This is a genomic window from Chondrinema litorale (assembly GCF_026250525.1).
In the GTDB taxonomy this organism is placed as follows: Bacteria; Bacteroidota; Bacteroidia; order Cytophagales; family Flammeovirgaceae; genus Chondrinema; species Chondrinema litorale.
In genome coordinates this window covers 198930-221276 of the sequence record NZ_CP111048.1, presented here as the reverse complement: position 1 = coordinate 221276, position 22347 = coordinate 198930, and the positions used below count along the sequence as shown (strand labels likewise).

12 protein-coding genes are annotated in these 22347 nt (G+C 34.5%); 5 read left to right on the top strand and 7 right to left on the bottom strand.

The genetic code is table 11. The annotated features are described in order from the left end of the window. Positions 1-41: 41 nt before the first annotated feature. Entirely contained in the window at positions 42-2519 is a 2478-nt protein-coding gene (locus OQ292_RS28060) for a glutaminase family protein (RefSeq protein WP_284687407.1), read from the bottom strand. Between the two features lie 441 nt (positions 2520-2960). On the opposite strand from OQ292_RS28060, the gene galA reads away from it, so the two are divergent. Next, entirely contained in the window at positions 2961-5789 is a 2829-nt protein-coding gene (galA, locus tag OQ292_RS28055; RefSeq protein ID WP_284687406.1) for a beta-galactosidase GalA, read from the top strand. A 406-nt stretch (positions 5790-6195) separates the two neighbouring features. After that, entirely contained in the window at positions 6196-9213 is a 3018-nt protein-coding gene (locus OQ292_RS28050; protein ID WP_284687405.1) for an ATP-binding protein, read from the top strand. A gap of 44 nt (positions 9214-9257) precedes the next feature. On the opposite strand, the gene OQ292_RS28045 is transcribed toward OQ292_RS28050, so the two are convergent. From OQ292_RS28045 to OQ292_RS28025, 5 genes are all read right to left on the bottom strand, one after another. Continuing rightward, positions 9258-9593 carry a hypothetical protein gene (locus tag OQ292_RS28045; RefSeq protein ID WP_284687404.1) on the bottom strand — a complete coding sequence of 112 codons (336 nt, stop codon included), beginning with the start codon at positions 9591-9593 and terminating at the stop codon, positions 9258-9260. A gap of 108 nt (positions 9594-9701) precedes the next feature. After that, positions 9702-12305, bottom strand: coding sequence for an ABC transporter permease (locus tag OQ292_RS28040; protein WP_284687403.1), 2604 nt, complete (start codon positions 12303-12305; stop codon positions 9702-9704). A 1-nt stretch (position 12306) separates the two neighbouring features. Continuing rightward, positions 12307-14877, bottom strand: coding sequence for an ABC transporter permease (locus OQ292_RS28035; protein WP_284687402.1), 2571 nt, complete (start codon positions 14875-14877; stop codon positions 12307-12309). Between the two features lie 8 nt (positions 14878-14885). After that, positions 14886-17483: an ABC transporter permease gene (locus OQ292_RS28030; RefSeq protein ID WP_284687401.1), complete on the bottom strand. Its 2598-nt coding sequence runs from the start codon at positions 17481-17483 to the stop codon at positions 14886-14888. Between the two features lie 4 nt (positions 17484-17487). Then, complete coding sequence (locus OQ292_RS28025) at positions 17488-17817, bottom strand: PadR family transcriptional regulator (protein WP_284687400.1); 330 nt, start codon at positions 17815-17817, stop codon at positions 17488-17490. A 193-nt stretch (positions 17818-18010) separates the two neighbouring features. On the opposite strand from OQ292_RS28025, the gene OQ292_RS28020 reads away from it, so the two are divergent. From OQ292_RS28020 to OQ292_RS28010, 3 genes are all read left to right on the top strand, one after another. Continuing rightward, on the top strand, positions 18011-18730 hold the full coding sequence (locus OQ292_RS28020) for a DUF7003 family protein (RefSeq protein WP_284687399.1): 720 nt from the start codon (positions 18011-18013) through the stop codon (positions 18728-18730). 127 nt (positions 18731-18857) lie between these two features. Continuing rightward, entirely contained in the window at positions 18858-19496 is a 639-nt protein-coding gene (locus tag OQ292_RS28015; RefSeq protein ID WP_284687398.1) for a hypothetical protein, read from the top strand. A gap of 103 nt (positions 19497-19599) precedes the next feature. Further along, positions 19600-20274, top strand: coding sequence for a hypothetical protein (locus OQ292_RS28010; protein ID WP_284687397.1), 675 nt, complete (start codon positions 19600-19602; stop codon positions 20272-20274). A 102-nt stretch (positions 20275-20376) separates the two neighbouring features. Here OQ292_RS28010 and OQ292_RS28005 read toward each other — a convergent pair whose 3' ends face one another. Then, entirely contained in the window at positions 20377-22248 is a 1872-nt protein-coding gene (locus OQ292_RS28005; RefSeq protein ID WP_284687396.1) for an FAD-dependent oxidoreductase, read from the bottom strand. Between the last annotated feature and the right edge of the window lie 99 nt (positions 22249-22347).

Below are 22347 nucleotides of genomic sequence, written 5' to 3'. Positions count from 1 at the left end.
TAAAAAGCTATGCCTTCTCACTAATAATTTGCATTTAACTATCAGAGTTTTTCATCTAACAATTTCATAAAATAACCTCCTACTACTGAGCGAGCTCTAAAGTTAAGTACATGAGCGTCAGTAGTTTCGTGCCAATCGCTAATCGGAATACGAACTGGTGTTTCGTTGGCATAATCCCAAATGGGTTTAATTAGTGCTTCAAAGTCTTTTTTATCAGAAGCCAATGTGGCAGACCATAAAACCCAATCTGATTTTGTGTATGTTTTTCTACTATCTAGTGGTAAACCATATTTATTCTGATTAGCCAAATAGAATTCAATTTCTTTTTCGGCAATGCTAGTTGGAAACAAGCCCAGTTCTAATACTTTGTCCCAAACGAGATTATATTTTTGGCTCCAAGTATCTTTCTTATCAAAAGTGAGAGAATAATGATTACCAGATTCTGCCAAATCTGCCCATTTAGACACCATAGATTTTGCCATCTCTTTATAGGTTTTAGCTGTTTCGGATTGACCTAGCATTTCGGCCATATAAGCGTAAGAACCAATACCTACAATTGCTTTTAAAGAAAGGTTGGCATTTCTTGCTAAATGTCCAGCAAAATCGTCTGTACATAACTGGTTTCCTGGATCAAAGCCTTTGTCGCCTAAATACTCAGCCCAAGTGGTAAGCGTTTCCCAATGCTTTTTAGCATAGTCTGCTTTGCCTTCTGCTTTTACAATGGCAGCCGTTAAAATAATCATATTTCCTGCTTCTTCTACTGGCATATCTTCTCCATAGGTTTGACCAGTTGCAATTGGATAAGTACCTAAATCATGTGCCGGAAATGGCTTTTTCCACTTGCCTGTCTCAGAGTATTCAAAGATTCCATTCAACATTCCCTTTAACAAATCAGGATTGTAGATTAAGAATAATGGTGCCGAAGGATAGGTTACATCTACCGTATTGATAGAACCATTACTAAAATTTTCTTTAGACAAGAATAGAATTTCATCTTTAGGGCTCTTTACAAGTGTATGTGCTGAGATTGCTTGTCTGTAAGAAAGCACACATAATTCTGCATATTTTTTACCGCCAACTTTCTCTAAATCTTTATAAACTTTAGCATCAAAAGCATTGCATTTGCTAATAATAGACTTGTATTCATTTTTAGCCACTTTTAGCAAATCATCCATTTCACTTATAGAAGTTGTTTTCCACCAAGGTTGCAGTGTATCTTCAAAATACTGCACTGAATACAACTCATCATAAGCCAACATAAACAATTGTTCTTTTGGCTTGCTACTTACTTTTTCTAAATCAACTACTGTGTTTAAAACAATGTTTCTGCCTTTGTTTTCTGCCTTTACAGATGTATGCTCTATCGCAAAAGAACTCAAAGCATCACTCAAAGAACTGGTGTATTGCTTTACATTTTTTGAGTCGGGAGTGGCTACATAAAAGTATCCCCAATCTATTTTTACATTGTCTCCTTTGGTTTTTAACATTGGCTGTTCCTGTGTTCCAGTCTTTAAAATAGCCAAATCGTTAGCCTTGTATTGCCATGCCTCAACATTTTGCGATGGATTATTTACTGCAATATTACTAGAAGCTCCGACATAAACTTTTACATCATGAGCCTCCTTGTTTATCGATTTAGCTTTTACAGAAATATAAGTTACTGGTCTGCTCATTAAATCAAGATTATCCATAAGTAATGGAGAAGTAAACGTTACATCCAAGTTTACAGGGCCACAAGTAAATGTATAGTAAGTACTATTCGCTTCCAATTTCACAGAACTTTGCTTAGCCAAATTTACCTCTACTTTCTGATCGGCTTCTCTCACCAAACCTGCATCTAGCCATCTGCCACCGGCAGTATTTTTTACATACACAGCCAACACATTATTCGTAGGTTTTAACTTGGCTATTACAGCTTCATCTATAGGAATATATTTAAAGTCATCTGTCCAGCCTTCTACTTCGTAAATTTTCTCTTCATTCAAATACACCACTACATTATCGTCGTGTCTAAGTTTTAAAAAAAGCTTTTTCTTCTCTTTATCTGTCAAATCAAATACTCGTCTGGTTACCAAATTTTCAGTTTTCCAAACTGTATTTACATTGTTAGGCTGATCGCCAAAAGGTGCTTTTCCTTCTTTCCAGTCGGTTGTTTTGTAATCTACCTTAGCCCAATTATTATCTTTTGGAGCATGGTCGATGTATTGTACAGTATAATCTTTATCTTCTGAGGTGGGCAATACAGAAATGTATTCTTTTACATCGCCTCCCATAAATCGATAAATCTTACCATCCACATTAATTAATCCGGTAAGTGCATGGTCTGTACCTGTCCAATGTTTGGTGTTTGTCTCATTGAGTTTATCACCCATAGACCAGATACTAAAATAAGGATTGTGAGTAACCAGAGGATAAGCCGGAGCTCTTAACTCCTGCGCGCTAACCAGATTTGCATAAAGGAGCAATACTCCTAAAGCACAACTGATTTTTTGTGCTAATCTGAAAAAATTGTTTTTCATAAGTGTTTGTTTTTTTTGCATCCGAATCGCCGTTTTTAGCAGTTTTTCGGAGATCGCGTTTGTGAAATAATAGATGATAATAATAGTAGGTCTTCCTGCTTTGGCAGGATAAATTAGCTGTATTTTCCATGCTAAACTGATGAATATAATAGAAACCACTATCCGCGTACACACTGTTACATAACAGTGTTTTAGCTAAGTGTGAATCCATATTTTCATAGTTTACCATATCTCAATATTAGCCCTTAAAAAGCTTTTTTTCCAATAAATTCAGCAATAAAAAATTTGAAGAATTTCAAGAGTGAATGTTCATTCTGTTAATGAATAGTGTTGAAATGTTTCCTGCGTGTGTTTATTCTGGTTTACACAATTTCTGTAGTATAAATTTACCTCAAGAAATCTTCTCAAGCGGGAAGGGATATTTATTTAAAAATGTGAGACATGAAGAGAATTTTTGCAGGTATAATCATACTGCTCCCTTTGATTTTTGAAGTAGCCAATGCTCAAAATCAACACAGAGAAAAACTACTATTCGATTCCGATTGGAAATTTGCCTTTGGCCATCCCTCCGATATCAGTAAAGATTTTAATACCGGAACTAGTTACTTTACTTACCTTGCCAAAGCTGGTTATGGAGATGGAGCCGCAGCCTCCGATTTTGATGACAGATCGTGGAGAAAACTAGACCTGCCACACGATTGGGTGGTAGAACAACCTTTCGATTCTTTAGGTAGCCACAGTCATGGTTACAAAGCAGTTGGTAGAAATTTTCCCGATGTAAGCGTTGGCTGGTATCGCAAGAGCTTTTCTATTGATAAAGCTGATGAAGGCAAGCAAATTTTTATTGACTTTGAAGGAGTTTCAAGAGATGCAAAAATTTGGGTAAATGGATTTTACCTTGGTAATGAACCTAGCGGATACCAAAGTTTTAGCCATAATATTACTGAGCTGCTAAACTATGGTGGAGAAAATGTAATTGCCGTTAGAGCCGATGTAACTACAGAAGAAGGTTGGTTTTACGAGGGTGGAGGAATTTACCGACATGTATGGTTAAGAAAAACCAATCCGTTACACATTGCTAAAGATGGTACTTTTGTAAGAACAGAAATTACAGAAGGTAAAGCAACAATTAAGGTAAGTACTGAGGTAATTAACCAAGCAAAAGAAACTAAGACTTTTACTTTTAAGCATAAAGTAGTAAATGCAAGTGGAGACGAATTAGCTGTAGTTGAAACTCAAGGAGGCTCACTTGTACCAATGAAAGATGGAAAATATGATGCTGAATTAAGTGTTGCTAATCCGCATTTATGGTCGATAGAAGACCCTTACCTTCATAAGCTTATCACTGAGGTAATAGTTGATGGAAAAGTAGTAGATGAATACCAAACCACTTTCGGTATTCGAACCATTCTCTTTGATGCCGATAAAGGATTTTTTCTAAATGGAAAACATGTAAAACTTAAAGGTACAAATAATCACCAAGACCACGCAGGTGTTGGGGTTGCCATTCCAGACGAACTTTTAGTTTACAGAGTAAAACAATTAAAAGCTTTTGGTTCAAATGCTTACAGAAGTTCACACAACCCTCCTACTCCCGGTTTACTGGATATTTGCGACAGCTTAGGCATGGTGGTAATTGATGAAAACCGCCTAATGGGAACAAACGACCATACGCTCAAAGAAGTAGAAAGACTTATCCACCGGGATAGAAACCATCCATCAGTAATTTTGTGGTCTATAGGGAACGAAGAGTGGATGATAGAAGGCAGCGAAAAAGGTGCTAAGATCGCTTTAACCATGCAAAATTATGTAAAAACCCTTGATACTACCAGACCTGTAAATGCTGCTATTAGTGGTGGTTGGGGCTATGGTATTTCTACTGTAATTGAAACAATGGGATACAATTATTTACCTCATGGTAATACTGAAGAGCAGCATAAGAAATTTCCAAATCAACCGGGAATGGGTACAGAAGAAGGTTCTACCTATGCAACCAGAGGTATTTATTTAACTGATGATGAAAAGCATTACGCTGCTGCTTATGACAAACCACCTCGCGAAAATTGGTACTCAATTGAAGGAGGCTGGACTTATTATGATGAGAGAGATTACTTAGCAGGTATGTTCATCTGGACAGGCTTCGATTATCGCGGTGAACCAACTCCTTATGTATGGCCATCTGTTACCTCTTACTTTGGTATGATGGATTTATGCGGTTTTCCTAAAGACAATGTTTTTTACCTCAAATCTTGGTGGCAAGACGAACCTGTTTTGCATATTTTGCCACACTGGAACTGGGAAGGCAAAGAAGGCGAATTAATTGATGTGTGGGTTTATAGTAATTGCGATGAAGTAGAATTATCTCTCAATGGTAAAAAACTAGGCAGAAAGAAAATTGAGAAAAATGGGCATTTAGAATGGCAGGTAGCTTACAAAAAAGGAACAATAAGAGCTGTAGGTTACAAAAACGGTAAAAAAATAATTACTGAAGAACGTACAACCACAACCCAGTCAGAAACACTTAAACTCTCTGCTAACAAAACGAACTTATTTGCTAATAAAAAAGATATTTCTGTTGTTACGGTAGAAGTGCTCGACAAAAAAGGTAATGCGATTCCAACTGCAAATACAGAGATTAACTTTACAATTGATGGTCCGGGAGAAATAATTGGTGTGGGTAATGGCGATCCAACATCTTTAGAAAAAGAGAAATTTATTGCTGATAATATTGTGATTGGCCTCAATCCAGTTAAACAACTCCCACTTACTAAAAAGGTGCTAGACGATTTAATGCCTGAAATTTCTAGCAATGTATTTACTAAAGATACAAGCGGGCTAAAAGTTTATACTGGCTCATTTGAGATTAAACAGACAGTAGATGATGAAGCTAATATCAAATGGTTTTATCAGAATATAGCCAATTCACAAGCTGTATATCTCAACGGCAAATTAATTGCTCAGAAAGTTTCTGATACTTATAATAGATCAGAAATTGAGCTTGCAAAAACTAACTTGAAAGAAGGCAAAAACACTTTTGTAGTTATTGGAACTCCTCTCAAAAAGAAGAATGAATGGGATATTCCTAATCAATTACCAGGGAGTATTCAGGTTTATACACCTGCAAAACAATGGAAACGTAAATTGTTTAATGGTTTAGCACAAGTAATAATACAGACTAAAGGAAACGAAAACGGAGTAATTACTCTTAAGGCCGCTTCACCTGACTTGGAAAGTGGTGAATTAAAAATACAAGTTAATAGTATCAAATAAATTTTAATCTAATCATTAAAATCCAACTCAGGCAGAGGTTTATACCTCTGCTTGTTTTTTTTACAATTCCCTACTCATAAAGATATTTAGATCTCATCATTATTAAATTAATACAATTATATATAAGTTCGCATAACTCAGATATACTAAAATAAAATTCTTCAATATTTTATAATTTATTAATAATATTTTATTTTTTTAAATTAAAATTGCTGATTAAGTGATGTTTAATGGCATCGGCTTAGTAGCTAATATTTATTATTTATAAGCATTCAATGCAACTCATTGTATAAATAAAATCCATTTTATATCTTAATTAAGCTTTACGTAAGCATCAAACTTAATAATGTACAATTCTCATTTCCGTTTTTTTTATAAAACAGAGCTTAGAATAGAATTTTACTCTATGGAAAAGATGAGCGAAGCTAATAAGACCAATAAATCAACAGAAAAACAAATTCAGGAACTGATGGAGAAATCCGTAGAACAGGAACTGATTATTGATACTATTCTTGAAAATACAAATGCCGGATTTTGGGATTGGAATTTTAAAGATGATATTATCACTTTAAGCGATTCTTACTTGTCGCAATTAGGTTATAACAAAGGTGATTTACCCAACAAAACCTCAGACCTCAGAGAAATTATACATCCAGATGATCACTCTAAGCTTTCTAAAGCTTTTGAAGAGCATATGGTAAGCAGTGAAAAAGTCCCATTCTCATGTATTGCTAGATTTTTTTGTAAAGATGGCTCTATTAAATGGATACAAAGCAAAGGAAAAATTATTAGTAAAGATGAAAAAGGCTCTCCACTAAGAATGATTGGCTGTAATACTGATCTTACGGAGAGTACTATTAAAATTTTAAATTTTGAGAAAGAACACGAAGATTTTAAAAACAAAATAAATCAATACGATAGCATTCTTAAAAAAGCCGAAGAGAGAATGCAGGTATTTAATGAAGCTGGAAAAATTACCAATTTTGGTACTTGGAGCTTAAATATTAAATCTGGCGAAATAGAGTGGTCTGACGAAACCTACAGAATATACGAAGTACCCATTGGTGAAAAGATTACAATAAGCAAAGTTTTAGATTTACTCCCTCCTAAAGCTAAAGAAATTGTAAGAGACAGAATAGGAAATATTGATTATAGCAAAATTGATGAGTACCAAACTAACTTACTAAAAATAGATAGACTAGAGCATTCAATTTTTACCACAAGTGGAGAATTAAAATATGTTGAAATAGCTGGGAAAATTATTGTTGATGATGACAACATATTTATTCAAGGTTCAATTCAAGATATAACAGAGCGCAAGAAGGCAGAAAACGATATTCACTATTACCAAAGAGGACTAGAATTTCTGAACGAAATAGCTTCTAATATCGATTTGAGCTATGATGAACAAATTCAAATTGCTCTACAAAAAGTTTGTGATTATTTACAACTTCCATTGGGCATAATAAGCAAAATTAATGATGAAGATTATGAGGTAATATACTTCCACTCTGATGATCCTAATTTTGCGATTGATCCCGGAACTATATTCCCTTTAGGCCAGACTTTTTGTAGCGTTGTGATGAAGACATATAACACAGTAGCTATATCTTATGTAAAAAATTCTAAATATTCTTCTCACCCTTGCTACGATGCTTTTAAACTAGAATCTTATATAAGCTCACCAGTTTATGTAAATGGAAAGGTTTATGGAACTATCAATTTTTCGTCTCCTGAACCTAAAAGAGAAGGTTTTTCTAAATATGATATCCAGTTTATTAAAATGTTGGCAAACTGGGCTGGCTCTACTTTTGGAAGATTGCAAAACGAAGAAAAACTAATCGAAGCCAAAAAGAAAGCAGAAGAAGCTTCTATTGCTAAAGAGCAGTTTCTTTCTACTATGAGCCACGAGATTAGAACACCTATGAATGCGGTAATTGGCATGTCTCATTTGCTCATGCAAGATAATCCTCAACAACATCAAGTCGAAAAAATTAAAACACTGAAATTCTCTGCTGAAAACTTGCTTTCTCTTATTAATGACATTCTAGACATCAATAAAATTGAATCTGGAATGATCTCTTTCGAAGAAATCGATTTTGATCTGTTTGAGCTGCTCAACGGTATTAAACATGCCCTCAAAATTAAGGCAGAGGAGAAAAATATTAAGCTGAAGATCAAATACGATAATGATATTCCAACACTCGTATTAGGAGATCCTACCAGATTAAGTCAAATTCTAATCAACCTTGTTGGAAATGCTTTAAAATTCACCGAAGAAGGTTTTGTTTCTGTAGAAGTTGAAGTTTTACAAGAAACAGACTTTAATATAGATATTAATTTCACCATCGAGGATTCAGGAATTGGCATTCCGAAACACAAAATGGAAATGATTTTTGAGCGATTCTCTCAGGCTAATGGAGAAATTACCAGAAAATTCGGTGGCTCTGGTCTTGGTTTATCCATCGTGAAAAACCTAGTAGAATTACAAGGCAGTGAGGTTTCTGTAGAAAGCGAAGAAGGCAAGGGCAGTAAATTTAGCTTTACACTTAGGTTTAAAAAACCTCAAAATGCTCTAGCTTCCCATAAAAGCACATTGGTTTTTACACATGAAGAAAAAGATTTAGGAGGTATTAGAATTTTAGTGGTTGAAGATAATGCTGTAAACCAGTTAGTTGCCAGCGAGTTTTTAGGGAAATGGAACACAAATATCACTTTTGCAGATAATGGTTTAATTGCTTTAGAAAAAATTGAACAAGAAGAGTTTGACATTATCTTAATGGATTTACAAATGCCTGAAATGGATGGCTATGAAGCAACCAAAAGAATTAGGCAGCATCCAGATGAAAATATCAGTACAATACCCATTATCGCATTAACTGCTTCTGTGATGATTAAAGTGAAAGAAAAAGTGGTGCAAACTGGTTTTAATGAATATATAACCAAGCCTTTTAATCCGAATGAGTTATACTTAAAAATTAAAAAACTTAGTAGAAAGGCATCTTATCCATTAATAGGTTCTTCTGAAGTTATTGAAACAGAAAATACTATTATTGACAGCCAAACAGAAAGTAACCAGCCAGTTATCAATAATGAAAATATTATCTCTTTTGAGAAATTAGAAGAAATGGCAGATGGTAATGAAAGTTTTAAAACAGCCATTATCAACCAGTTAAAATCTGATACTGAAGAATTTAGAAATTTAATTGCAGAAGCTGTTGAAAATCAATCAGAAGAAAAAGTATCATTTGCTGTGCATTGGTTTCAAACTTCTCTAGAGCTATTTTCTTTAGAAGAACTAAAAACTACAATCAGAAATTTTCGAGAAAAGTTAAAAGATCATCAAGGAGATACACCTTATTACTTGGCAGGTTTAGAAGAGATTAATGTAAAAATAGACGAAGTTTTAAAAGCTATTAAATAAAAAAAATCCGAAAAGCTATCAACAATTTCTTTTCGGATTTTTAATCATTTTAATTCTCTTACAGTAATATATTTTTGACCTCCATTTTCCCAAATCTCACCTTTTACTGAAACCTTATCTCCTACTTCAAGAATCTTATATTGATAAGCATTTTCATGTAGATTGGGAATACTTATAGTTGCATAATAAACCTCATCACTATTCGTAAGCAGTTTTGCTGTATATCCATCTTTGCCATTTTTTACTTCTTTAACTTTACCTGTTATAAATTCATCTTCGTTTACAACTTCTTCTACTGGCCTATTTGTGTTAGGTTGGCAAGCTGCAATGGCAAGTATGCCTAGGCTTATTATTAGTATCGTTCTAAACAGTATTCTCATAGTATCAAGGTTTATCGGTTCATACTATTAATCGAAAATTGAGAATTAATGTTTAACAAAAAAGCCAGATTAATTATCTGGCTTTAAAATTTTTTCAATCATAATATTTTACTCGCTTTTCAAAGAATCCACAGGGTTATTGTGTGCCGCATTTATCGATTGCCAACCAACTACAAGTATAGATAATAAAAGTACTCCAACTCCTGAGACCATAAATATTACAGGAGTTAACTCCATTTTATAAGTAAATTCAGATAAAAACTCATCTGCCATTAAATAAATTACTGGTGTTGCCAAGGTAAAGGCTAACACCACCAATAAGACAAACCGCTTAGAAAGAAGCACAATAATTTGCATAAATGTAGCGCCTAATACTTTTCTTACCCCAACTTCTTTTTTTCTTCTTTGCAACATAAAAGAAGTAATACTAAACAAACCTAAAAGTGCCAATACTACTGCAATGCCAGAAAAAAGTGAAGCTGTCATTTCTAGTCGCTCTTGAGTTTTATATAATTCGTTAAATTCTTCATCTACAAAAACATATTCAAATGGTTCGTATGCACCCAAAGATGCCCAAGAATCTTCCAGAATTTGTAAGCCATCTCCTATTCTACCAGCTTTCAGTTTTACCAGTAGCTTACTGGTACTCTTTGGACTATAATAATGTATTAGTGGTTCGATAGATTCTTTGAGCGATCGATAGTGGTAATCTTCTACCACTCCTACTACTGGATATTTTTGATTGTCTCCACCTTCAGATAAATACTTATCGTTGAGGTCTTTCCAACCTAATTTCTCAAAAGCAGTTTCATTTATAATAATTGCTGTTTCGTCAGACTTAATCGAATCTGAAAAGTTTCTACCATGAGCAATTGCAATGTCTAATAAACTAAAATAATTTTGATCTACAACGATTTGTTTTAGCTGAATGCCATCTGGGCCCATCGAATCGCTGTTTGCATACCAGTTGTAAGAATCCCAATATTTGCCCGGCATATTTTGGCTTAATGATACGCTTTCAATCGCTTCTTCTTTCACTAATTCTTCTCTTAACATTAAAACTCTTTGAGAAGCTTTTTCTGGATTCTCAAACAAATTAGAATAGACATTCATTACCACTATATGATCCATATTAAACTTTAGATCATAAGATTTCATAAATGAAATTTGCTTTGTAATTACCAGTGTACCAGCAATAAAAATTAGAGAAACCGTAAACTGAAACACCAATAAGCTCTTTTGTAACCATTGCCCTGCTCCGCTCCACCTTATATTTTCTTTAAGAGATTTAATTACATGCACATTGGTTAGTAAAAGTGATGTTACAAAACTTGAGATAAGCCCGATCATTACACAAATACCAATGATAAACAGTATTGCGGAAGCATTTTGAATAATGTTATATTGGATATCCAGATCGTAAAATTCATTTACATACGGAGCGAAAATATAAACACCAATTAATGCCAGAACCACAGAAACCACTGTCGATATTAAACCTTCTACCAAAAACTGAAAGATTAATTGGCTTTTTAAAGAACCCAACACTTTTCTAACTCCCACTTCTCTTGATCTGGTAAGCCATTGACTTACAGAAAGATTGACTAGGTTTACACAAGAAATTACCAAAATGGCAATAGTAATAATAGACAGAATACTCAATGTTCTATCGTTTTCGGTGTTTCTCGCATGCTCTTCTTCCATTGAGAAAAAGGTAACAAACTCGTTTTGCCTATCTGCTAAGAAGTGTTTCTTAGTAACTGCTTCAGTTTTAGACTCTAAATCTTTAATATTTGTCCCTTTAGCTACTCGAACATAGCCAGTCATAAAAGTGTTATACCAATTGCCCATTTGGTCTTCATCCATTGGGCTCGGACTTGCCGGCCAAGATAAAAGTGATTTAAATTGGATGGAAGAATTTTTTGGTGGGTCTTTTACAACAGCGGTAACAGTTACCTCATAGCCCATTTCTTTCATGGTTAAGACTTTGCCAACAGGATTATCGTAACCAAACATTTTCTCAGCCATGCTTTCTGTTAAAACCAACTTGTTAGGGCCATCTAAAGCCGAGTTTAAATCTCCATGTACTTGCTCAAAAGTAAAGACGGAGAAGAAGCCCGAATCAACCAGATGAAAGACAAGATCAGAAGCCCTGCCCTCATCATACAAAAACATATCTGACCAAGAATTAAACCTTGTGCTGCTAATAATTTCCGGATACTCTTCCATTAAAGTAGGCGTAAGCGGAGTAACAATCATATCTGAATGATCGCCTTCTTTCGTTTTGGTACCTACTCGGTAAATTTCTTCATAATCAGCATTAAACTTATCAAATGAATTTTCATAATCTATAATCAGATAAAGCATAATTACCGCACAAATACCTATTGACAAACCAAAAACATTGATCAACGAATTTGTTTTGTACTTGATAAAACTTCTCCATCCTGACTTTAAAAAATTTTTAAACATACCATAAAAGTTTAGTTGATAAGAGCCTTCTATCGGCTTGATAATACCTGGTCTGAATAATTGTAGTACATCTCTAAAAAATCGCCAATTCGCATTTTTTTCCCCTTTTTCATGCATATTTCTCTCATATCGCTCCATTAAATCACCTTCTAAATCTTCCACATAAAATGGGTGGCAATACCAATGGAAAAAACTGAGTATCCATCTGGGTGGTTGTTTCGAATTACTGCTGGTTCTCATTTTATTCATTTCTTAAAGATTCAATTGGGTTCGTAAGTGCAGCTTTAACTGTTTGAAAAATGATCGTTAAAAATGCTGCTGAAATAGCCAACACACCACCTATTAGAAAATGGCTAACCGAAATATCAATTCTGTAAGAAAATATTTGCAGCCATTTGTCCATTGTGAACCAAACTATTGGAATCGCCAATACAAATGCGATGCATACATATAGTAGAAAATCTTTGCTGAGTAAATGTATGATGTTGCCAACAGTAGCTCCATTCACTTTTCTGATGCCAATTTCTTTGGTTCTTTGTTCGGTGGTAAATAAGATCATTGCCAATAAACTGAGGCAAGAAATGATGATTGAGATAATGCCAAAATAACTAAAAAGCTTTCCGGTTCGCTGGTGGTAAATATGCTGCTGATTAAATCGCTCAGACATAAAAGTATATTCTACAGGATAACCGGGATTTATTTTTCTAAAGGTCTTCTCAATAAATGATAAAGTATTGACTTTCTGGTGGTTACTAATTCTAATATACAAATTACCAGAACTGCCATTTAAGATAAAAACTGGTTCAATCGGGCTAGTTAATCCCCAATAATTAAAGTTATCTACTACACCAATAATTTCTATCGGTTCTTTATTCCAAGGGAGTTTTACCTTTTTGCCAATTGGAGATTGCATGCCCATTTCGTCAGCCGCTTTTTGGTTAATTACCAAAGACTGATCATCTGTGCTGCGGCCATCAAAAAAACGACCTGCTTGTAGTTTAATTCCAAAGGTTTTTGAAAAACTACTATCGGCAGTCATCGGTCTAATTGTTAAATCATCTTCCCTATTTTTCCCATCCCATTCCGATATTTTAGAGTCAAAATAAATGTATTCGAAGGTAGAGCGAGAGATGTTTTTGATGTCTGCATATTGAGATAACTCATTTTGCAAAACTGCTAAATTTTGCTCGGTTTCTTTATTTAGTTTAAGTGAAAGCAGGTTTTCTTTTACATATCCCAGATTTTTATGTTGGATAAATTCCAATTGATCTTGCAAAATGAAAGTACCTGTTATCATACAAATGCTTATGCAGAACTGAAAAATTACTAAAGACTTTCGTACAGAAACTCCATTTGTATTTGCCGAAATTCTCTTTTGCAAAAGAGATATAGGTTTTACCGATTTAAACATCATTACTGGTAAAACAGTCGTGAGAAAAAGCATGGCTAAGGTTAAACCTACAAAAACCGAAATAGCACTGTATTCATTTAGCAAAGTGAAGATTGCTTTTTCATCTCCCATAAAGAAATTTGCTCTAAAGAAATACAGTAAAATACCAGCCAACAAGATCGCTAAAACACTGTAAACTAAAGACTCTGTTAAATACTTTTGTACGATGTTATTTAAGTTAGCGCCAAGTACTTTTTCTAATCCAACCTGTTTGTAATGAAGCGTGAATCTTGATGTGGTGAGGCTTACATAATTCATGCAGGTTAAGACAAAAATTAAAACTCCTGCAATGGAGAAAATCCATATGTATTTAATATCTCCACCATTCGAAAAGAATGGAGTCATGTGTTTGTTAAAATGTACCTCTGCAAGCGGAATTAAAGCCGAGGACCATCTGGTTTTATTAATCTTATCGTAGAAAGATTTAAAAGCATTGGTTTTATTAAGTAATTCATCGGGGTTTGTATTGGCTTGCAACTGAATAAAGGTAGCACAAAACCAAGCTCCCCAAGCATGATTTACATCTTGCTTGGCATTCACTTCAAAAGGAATAATAAAATCGAATTGGAAAGATGAGTTTTCTGGTAGGTCTTTCAAAATCCCTGAAACTGTATAAGTTTCATTATTATTAAGCGTAACCAATTCGCCTAGAGCACTTGTGTAGCCAAAAAACTTCTTACTTGTAGCTTCTGTAAGAATGATGCTTTTACTATTAAGATTACTGGCATCACCTTCTGCAAATTCGAAATTAAACATCTCGAAAAAAGCTCGATCTGTTTTGGCTCCTTGCTGCATAAAGTTCTTCTCATCAGCATGTAACAAAACACCATCTCCCATAAAATCATACTTGGTAGCATTTACAATTTCGGGATATTCAGCAGTGAGCGATTCTGCCAAAGGTGCTGGTGTCACAACACTTGGTTCCCAGCCATTCATGAGTATTTCTACCTGATAAATTTGATCTGCCTTTTTATGAAATTTATCGAAACTCAGCTCATGTGAAACCCACATATAAATGCCTAAAACACAAGCTAGCCCTAAGCCCAAGCCAGAAATATTAAAGAAAGAAAATACCTTTCTCCTCAACATATTTCTAAAAGTAATTTTCAAATGCGTTTTAAACATACCATAGTAATTTAAATGATTGCTCCCTTCAAACGGACTCATTAATCCCGGTCTAAAGAGCAACAAAACATCTTTTGTATATTTTATTCGAGCAGCTTTTACTCCTTTTTCAATTACATTTCTATCAAACCTTTCGAGTAAATCGCCCTCAATATCTTCCAGATAATCCGGATGGCAAAACCATCGGAGCAGTTTAAGCAGCAGATTTGGCGGTTTATCTGGTCGATGCTTATTCATATCATTTTTTATTCTGAGCGCAAACTCTTTACTGGATTCATCAATGCAGTTTTGATAGATTGATAGCTAATGGTTATCAAAGCGATGAGTACTGCACCTGAAGCTGCAATTACAAACATCCACCATTGTATTTTAACATGATACTCAAAACCTTGCAGCCACTCTTTCATCACGTAATAGGCAATGGGTGAAGCAATCACAATGGCGATGCCTATCAACTTCATAAAATCCTTAGACAACAAGGCAATTATCTGCGTAACCTTTGCCCCCAATACCTTTCTGATGCCAATTTCTTTTACTCTTTGTTCTGCCATAAAAATGACCAAACCCAACAAACCAAGACATGAAATAAAGATCGCTAAAAAGGCAAAATATCTGGAAAGTCTAGCAACTACTTGCTCGCTTCTGTACAAATAGCCGTATTCTTCGTCTGCAAATTGATGAGCAAAAGGAAACTCCGGATTCACTTTTTCGTGTAGTATTTCCAAATTTTCTAATGCTTCTTGCATTTTATCTGACTCTATTCTGATGAGCGCATAACCTCGACTTCTCTTATGAGTAAGCCTTAACACCAATGGTTTTATAGGATCGTGCAAAGACTTAAAATGGAAATCTTTAACCACTCCTACAATGGTACCTTTCACCTCCCAAAAAGTAAGCGGCATGCCAATCGGGTCTTTATAGCCAATGGTTTTTAGAGCCGTTTCATTAATAATATAACTAGCAGAGTCAGCGAAACCCTCAGAAAACTCTCGACCATACAACATGGTAGATTGCATCGTCTCAATAAAATCGTAACCAATGGTTGCTTGCGTAAAAGTGGGTCTTTCTGCCGGATCTTTGCCTTCCCAATCAACCGCGGCAGTGGTATTATCTATTTCCATCGGACGGCTAGACATACGTGTTATATGCTCTACACCAGGAATTTTTAAGGCCTCTGCTTTAAAATAATCGAAGTTTCTGGCCATTTCACCTGTGTTAGGCAAATAGACAAGATTGTTTTTTTGATAGCCCAGATTTTTGGTTTTGATATAATCTACCTGTTTGCTAATTACAATCATTCCCACAATAAAAATCATAGACAAAGCAAACTGAAATACTACCAAACCTTTTCTAAATAAGCCTGATGTTTTGCCTGTTTTTACATTGTTTTTAATAACCGCAATGGGCTTAAAAGACGATAGCAAAAAGGCAGGATAAGCACCCGAAATAATACCAGTTACTAAAGTTAAAATGAAGATGCCCAACCAGAATGATGTATCTGTTGCAGGAAAAACAATATGCTTGCTGGTAAGTAAATTAAATGCCGGCAAGAGCAAGAACAGCAGCACCAATGATAAAACAATGGCTATTAAAGTAAACAATAATGCCTCAATAATAAACTGGCCAATTAGAGAAATTCTCACTGCACCAATCACTTTTCTCACACCAATTTCTTTGGCTCTTTTTACCGATCTGGCTGTGCTCAAATTCATAAAGTTTATACAGGCAATAAGTAGGATGAAAACAGCCACAATCTCAAACATTTTTACATATTCAATTCTGCCACCTGCAATTTTCCCATTGTCAAAATTGCTGTATAAATACTGATCTTTATAAGGTTGAAGGCCGAGTTCTAGTCGATCGTTATCTGAGTAACCTTCATCATAATTTTTTATGAAATGCTGAATCTTTTTGCTTACTTGATCTGCATCACTTTCTGCTTGTAGTTTTACAAATGTACTTGGACCAGAATTTCCCCATTTTTCTAACCATTTGTTTTGCGCTACAAAAAACTCCCAACTAATAATGTATTGAAATTTTTCTGAGCTCTTGTCAGTAATATCTTCGAATACACCAGAAATTTTTAGCTCGGTTTCATTATTAAAATTGATAGATTCCCCCATTGCTTGCTCTGGACTTCCGAAAAAGTTATTCGCCATTTTTCTGGAAATGGCTATGCTTTCTGGGGTTTTGAGTGCTTCTTCTGGTGAGCCAATCAGAAATGGATATGAGAATATCTTAAAGAAATCTTCGCCTGCAAAAGTGCCGGGAACTTTCATTTTCTTATCTTCTACTGAAAACGTATACCAACTAATCCAAGAATAACCGCAAGCCAACTCTACATCCGGAATTACTTTTTTGAGCTCTTCGGCCAATCGCCCGGGAGTATCGTAACTGCCATTCACCTCTTTGCCAGAATATTCGCAACTAGTAACCTTATAAATCTGGTCTAAATCTTCGTGGAAATTATCAATCTGATATTCATTTTGAACCCAAAGCGCAATTAAAATACTACAGGTAAGCCCGAGAGATAAACCTGAAATATTGATAAGAGAAAAAACTTTGTTTTTGGCGATGTTTCTCCAACTGATTTTTAAATAATTCTTAAACATTCCATAAAAATTTAGTTGATAAGTACCTTCTACAGGCTTGATAATCTCAGGTCTTAGTAATTTTAGAATATCCCTTATAAATTCTCTTTTGGCTGTTTTGTAGTTTATTTCTTTGGCATTGTGGTCAAATCTTTCGAGCAAATCACCCTCAATGTCTTCCAAATAATCTGGATGACAAAACCAGCGGAAAAACCGCAGCATGTACTTCGGTGGTGAGTTTTTCTCTTTCATTTTATCAATTATTGAAAGATATTTTTGGCACAGCGTTCCATAAATTGATACGTTGCTCTTTGGTTTCTTGCAACACTTGCATACCAAAATTGGTCACCTGAAAATATCGCTTTCTCTTTCCCCCTCTTTCTTGTGTGGCTTCGCCAAATTCAGAAGAGAGATAACCTTTTTTTTCTAATCTTCTCAATACGGTTTGTAATGCACCAATACTCACCTTGCGATTTAGGCGATTTTCCAACTCATCGATTATGGCAATTCCATAGGCCTTTCCTTGCAAAATGGCTACGGTTAACATGACAACTTCTTCAAATTCTCCTAAGTGATGCTTGCTCATAAAACTATTATTTACCTTAAATGTAGTTTTTATATCGATTAGGTGCAAAAAATATTTACCTTAAATGTAGTTTTTATTATTTGAATGGTAAATAGTAGAGGCCAAAAATGGACTAGTAAATTTGATTTTTACTGGTTTATTATTACTTATCCTTTAGTAAAGTTTATATACTTGTTATCTTTTACTAAGCATTATGGCAACCTACACTGAAGAGGAAATATTAAGAGACCTTGACACAAATGAACTTTATGATTTATTTTTTGATCTTGAAGATGGTTATTTCTATACATCTGGTTGTCGGATTAATTTATTTGCTGATGATAAACGTTGGGCAATTGTATTTGAGAAAAGTGGTTTCGGAAATCGAAGTGGTCACATAGAAATAATACTCGACTTTTGTGGTAATTGTATACTTAATAAAGACTCAAAACACACTTCCAATACTAAATGGGTTTATCTAGTCACAGGTGAACAACTAGCTGAAATCGAGGAAGGTTTTGAGCGCGTTTCACCTAAGGCATCTAAAATCTCAATTAGAGGCCAAGAACTTTATATTGAACAAGATTATTCAAAATATCAATCAATGGGAATCAAAATATCGGAGTATAATAACCCACAAAAGTTAATAGACTTTGCTTCATTAACTCGGTATTTAGATGAAATGAATCCATTGTTATTTCGTGCAAATGAAATTGAACTTCGTCAAATGTTGCCTGATGATATTCCTCTTATAATGCAATTAGATGCATGGCACCATGAAAAGTGCATAGACTATGATGACCCTAACCCAAGTGACTTAGAAACATTTCAATTAATTGCTAAAGTTCTAGTCTCTAAAGACACTACTGACTGGAAACCAAAGAAAAAAGCAAATAACAATTGGAGAAATTGGCCAGAGGCTGGTACACTTTAAACAGAAAGATCACATCCGTTTAAAAGGAATCACTTCTACAAAAGCTTGTATGTGAAAAACACAATACTACTTTTACCAATGTACGGTAGCAAGAATCGCATCAATAGACCAGTTAAAATTTTATAAAATGGATAAGGTTAATTTCTTATTGATAAAATCTGAAATAATCTCAGCGAAAAGTTACGAAGAGATTCATAAGCATTTTCAATTACCACTTCAACTATTCTCCAATCATATAAAGTTTACTAAAGGGCTAGGGTATTTATTTGGCAGAAAGGAAGACATTATTCTCATTGGTGTTTTGCAAAATTCGAGTTGGTTTGATGCTAACATCACTAGCCAAAACTTATCCGAACTAGAGCTACAAATTTGTAAGCTCGATCCAGAATCAAGCATACTTTCATTTTGGACAAACTCAAACATTGCAGGATATTATTACAGGTTGATTAAAGCATCTAACTTTAGAAAATCTTTTGAAGGAAATGATGGCTCTGATGATTTTTTAATTTTTGGAAACGATTTTTCGGATTTTGAAAAGGAATTGCTCAGTACTAGAAAATTATATGATGATGAGGAAGCTATATTTTATTATTCAACACAGCTAAAAGAATACTTGCCACATTATTCTTTAGGAGGCTCGCTCATCACCAATATACTAGCTACAGAATTTAATATAGATTATTGGGAATTAGAAAATGAATTCCATTTTGATCATTACCTTTTACCTATAGAGATGGAAAAGCTCAAAAGATTAGGTTTACTTTAAAATTGGTCACCATCAAGAATTAAAGTTGACTTGCAAGAGCAGTATAACTTCTCCCAAAATAGATTGACTGGACTCTACTTATCTTATAGCAAAGTTTATGTATATGACTTCGATAGATAAATTTTTTCAAGAATACATTAATATAGACAACTTTCATGAACCTGAATATGGAAGAGATATTGAGGTATTAAGAACATTTAAAAAGGAATATCCAATTATTAATTATGACTTGCAAAAACAATTAATTGATTGTCTTAATACAAAACATAAACAAGAATTTGTTGGTGATCTAATGTATTATTATGATCAAATTCCTGATATGCTTATCAATAAATTATTGGAAGTTGCTATAAATTATAGAGATCCTGGTTTTAATCGTATTTTCATAAATCCGAGTATCAAAGCCATCGGTACGAAAAAAATAATTGATAAACTTGTTATTTTATTTAAGACCGCAGACAAGAAAACTAAAATTGGAATTTCTAAATTATTTTACTGGATAAACCCCTTAGATAAAAAAGAATTAGACGAAATTCTTGAGTTAGTCCTCAAAAGGATTATTGAGAAAAATGATATTGTAGAAAACTATTTTTTCTATTATGATTTTATTAGAGATAACAAATACTATTCTGATAGTAATTACAAACTTTATAATTCAGCAAAACAACATTTAAAAGATATTCCAGATGGTGCTCTTAATTTGATCAAGAAAATACAATATGATGAAACACAAAGAAACTTTCTTAAAAATGAATTAGGCTGGGATATTATTTTATAATATAAATATACAAGAGCTTCGATATAAATGCCTGCTGCACTACACCGCCAAAATGTTGCTCATAAAAACCAAACCCAGCCTTTAAAGCTGGGTTATATTAATTCAGTACCTTACCAAATCTCCCTGAAAATCAACTTCTAAAGCAAAAGGGTTTAAGATCTGATCGATAATGATGCTAACTGTTCTTCTGTTTAAAACTGTGGTAGATGAATACTCTTGGTCGATATTCCATTTTTTCCACGCTGCTTTAATTCTCTGCTCATTAATCTCAGTATATAATTGCTTTAAGATACTTGCGATAAATGGAAAAGTAATCCCTTTACCAGAAGCTGGTATGTTTTCAAGTTCAGGATAATAGGCTAGCAATCCTGTTTTTAATTCATATTCAGATACTATTCTGTCTGGATAAAACCAAGTCTCGTTTGCCCATTTGTAAGGTACACCTTCTGCCTTTAAGATATGTGTAGCAGCAATTCGCTGCATAGAAGCAAAAGCTTTGTCTGATGCAGAAACATCAATTAGCGGCATTATATAAGCCTTATAATCTAACAATGCATTCTGTACTTCTCTAATTGAAACTTGAGAAGTAGGTACTTGCTTCTTTATGGCAGTAGCTGCAATGGCTCCCGATGCCTGCCCAATTCCCAATACAACCGGCTGCAATCTGCTAGTGCCATTTACAATGTTAGAAACACTGATATTTTTCTCTGCTACCAAAAAGTTTTCAATCTTCTCGGGAATCAAACTACCTAAGGGAATATTGTAACTAGGCACTCTAATATGGATAAATTCAATCTTGGGAGCATCAGGCTTTTTCGCATGGTGGTGATCTATCGGATAGTCTCCCACTGCCACACCTGTTTTGGATAGGTTGTATTTATAAGGTGCTTCTAAATGATTGGCTGTAAGAAAAACCTTGCCCTTTACTCTTCTCCCCTCTCTGTGATAAGGGATAAAAGGCAATGCATCTTTAGTGGCAAATTCATTTTCTAATCGAAGGTTTTTAAAGCCCAATTCGTTCTGGATATAATACACAAAACCCAATGTGAAATTCTTAGCTTCCTGCACTTTTACCTCTAATTCTGCTGGAGACAAACCGTCCCACTCAAAGTAAAAATCGTTGCCACAGTTAGGCCAGTTAATCATGTATTTGTTATTGGGTAATTTGCCATAACTCAGCATTTTTGAACATTCAGAAACGGAATTAAACATGGCATCTCCTTTTAAATCACAAGCACATTCGTAGTTTTTGCTATCGTAATCTTTCGGTTTCTTAACCAAACCTTTTTTGCTTTTTACTTCGCCAACATCTTTTAAAATGGCTACATAAGTTAAATCTTGAATGATAGAATTTGCTTTTTCTGGTGCTTCTGTCTCACCAGTTTCAGCTCGGGCATCCATCCCCAATCTATAATCTGCTCCAACAATCGGTAACAGCTCACCAGTTTCGGTGGCATCGATTAAGATGTTTGCGGTTACCGTTTGCGCTTTACCATCCAAATTGTATGTTACTTGCCATAAACCATTTTCTTGCTTAATGGTAGAGTAATTCGCATTATAATGAATGGTTAAATTCGGAATGTTTGCCAGCTCTTTAAGAATGTTATTCGCCACAGATGGCTCGAACAAAGTATGGCTTACCCAACCAGTAGAAAGGGCACTCGCTCCTCCGTAATAATCATATAACTTTTGTCTAAACTCACCCCAAAAACCCGAAGGCATTTGGTGGTTGCCATCAATGGCAGATACACCTGCTGAAGTTAGCATACCACCCAACCAAGGAGTGCGCTCGATCACCGTTACTTGGGTGCCCATTCTCGCTGCCTGAATCGCTGCTGAAGTTCCTCCGGCACCACCTCCAATAATTAAAACATCTGTTTTTTCTTGTGCTGAAACGCTGTAGATATATCCTATAAAAAATAACAGCCCTAATACTCTTCTCATCAATCGCATGTACTTTGTTAATAATATCATTTTCAAACTCGCGGTAAAATGCTAAAATAAACTAGAGATTTTTGATATTAACAATTTTTAATAGGTATATTTTACTGATAATCAAAATCTTGTACTTTT

Coding starts and splice junctions, on each gene's coding strand:
- OQ292_RS28060 (WP_284687407.1), bottom strand. CDS start 2,519: ATGAAAAACAATTTTTTCAGATTAGCACAAAAAATCAGTTGTGCTTTA.
- galA (WP_284687406.1), top strand. CDS start 2,961: ATGAAGAGAATTTTTGCAGGTATAATCATACTGCTCCCTTTGATTTTT.
- OQ292_RS28050 (WP_284687405.1), top strand. CDS start 6,196: ATGGAAAAGATGAGCGAAGCTAATAAGACCAATAAATCAACAGAAAAA.
- OQ292_RS28045 (WP_284687404.1), bottom strand. CDS start 9,593: ATGAGAATACTGTTTAGAACGATACTAATAATAAGCCTAGGCATACTT.
- OQ292_RS28040 (WP_284687403.1), bottom strand. CDS start 12,305: ATGAGAACCAGCAGTAATTCGAAACAACCACCCAGATGGATACTCAGT.
- OQ292_RS28035 (WP_284687402.1), bottom strand. CDS start 14,877: ATGAATAAGCATCGACCAGATAAACCGCCAAATCTGCTGCTTAAACTG.
- OQ292_RS28030 (WP_284687401.1), bottom strand. CDS start 17,483: ATGAAAGAGAAAAACTCACCACCGAAGTACATGCTGCGGTTTTTCCGC.
- OQ292_RS28025 (WP_284687400.1), bottom strand. CDS start 17,817: ATGAGCAAGCATCACTTAGGAGAATTTGAAGAAGTTGTCATGTTAACC.
- OQ292_RS28020 (WP_284687399.1), top strand. CDS start 18,011: ATGGCAACCTACACTGAAGAGGAAATATTAAGAGACCTTGACACAAAT.
- OQ292_RS28015 (WP_284687398.1), top strand. CDS start 18,858: ATGGATAAGGTTAATTTCTTATTGATAAAATCTGAAATAATCTCAGCG.
- OQ292_RS28010 (WP_284687397.1), top strand. CDS start 19,600: ATGACTTCGATAGATAAATTTTTTCAAGAATACATTAATATAGACAAC.
- OQ292_RS28005 (WP_284687396.1), bottom strand. CDS start 22,248: ATGATATTATTAACAAAGTACATGCGATTGATGAGAAGAGTATTAGGG.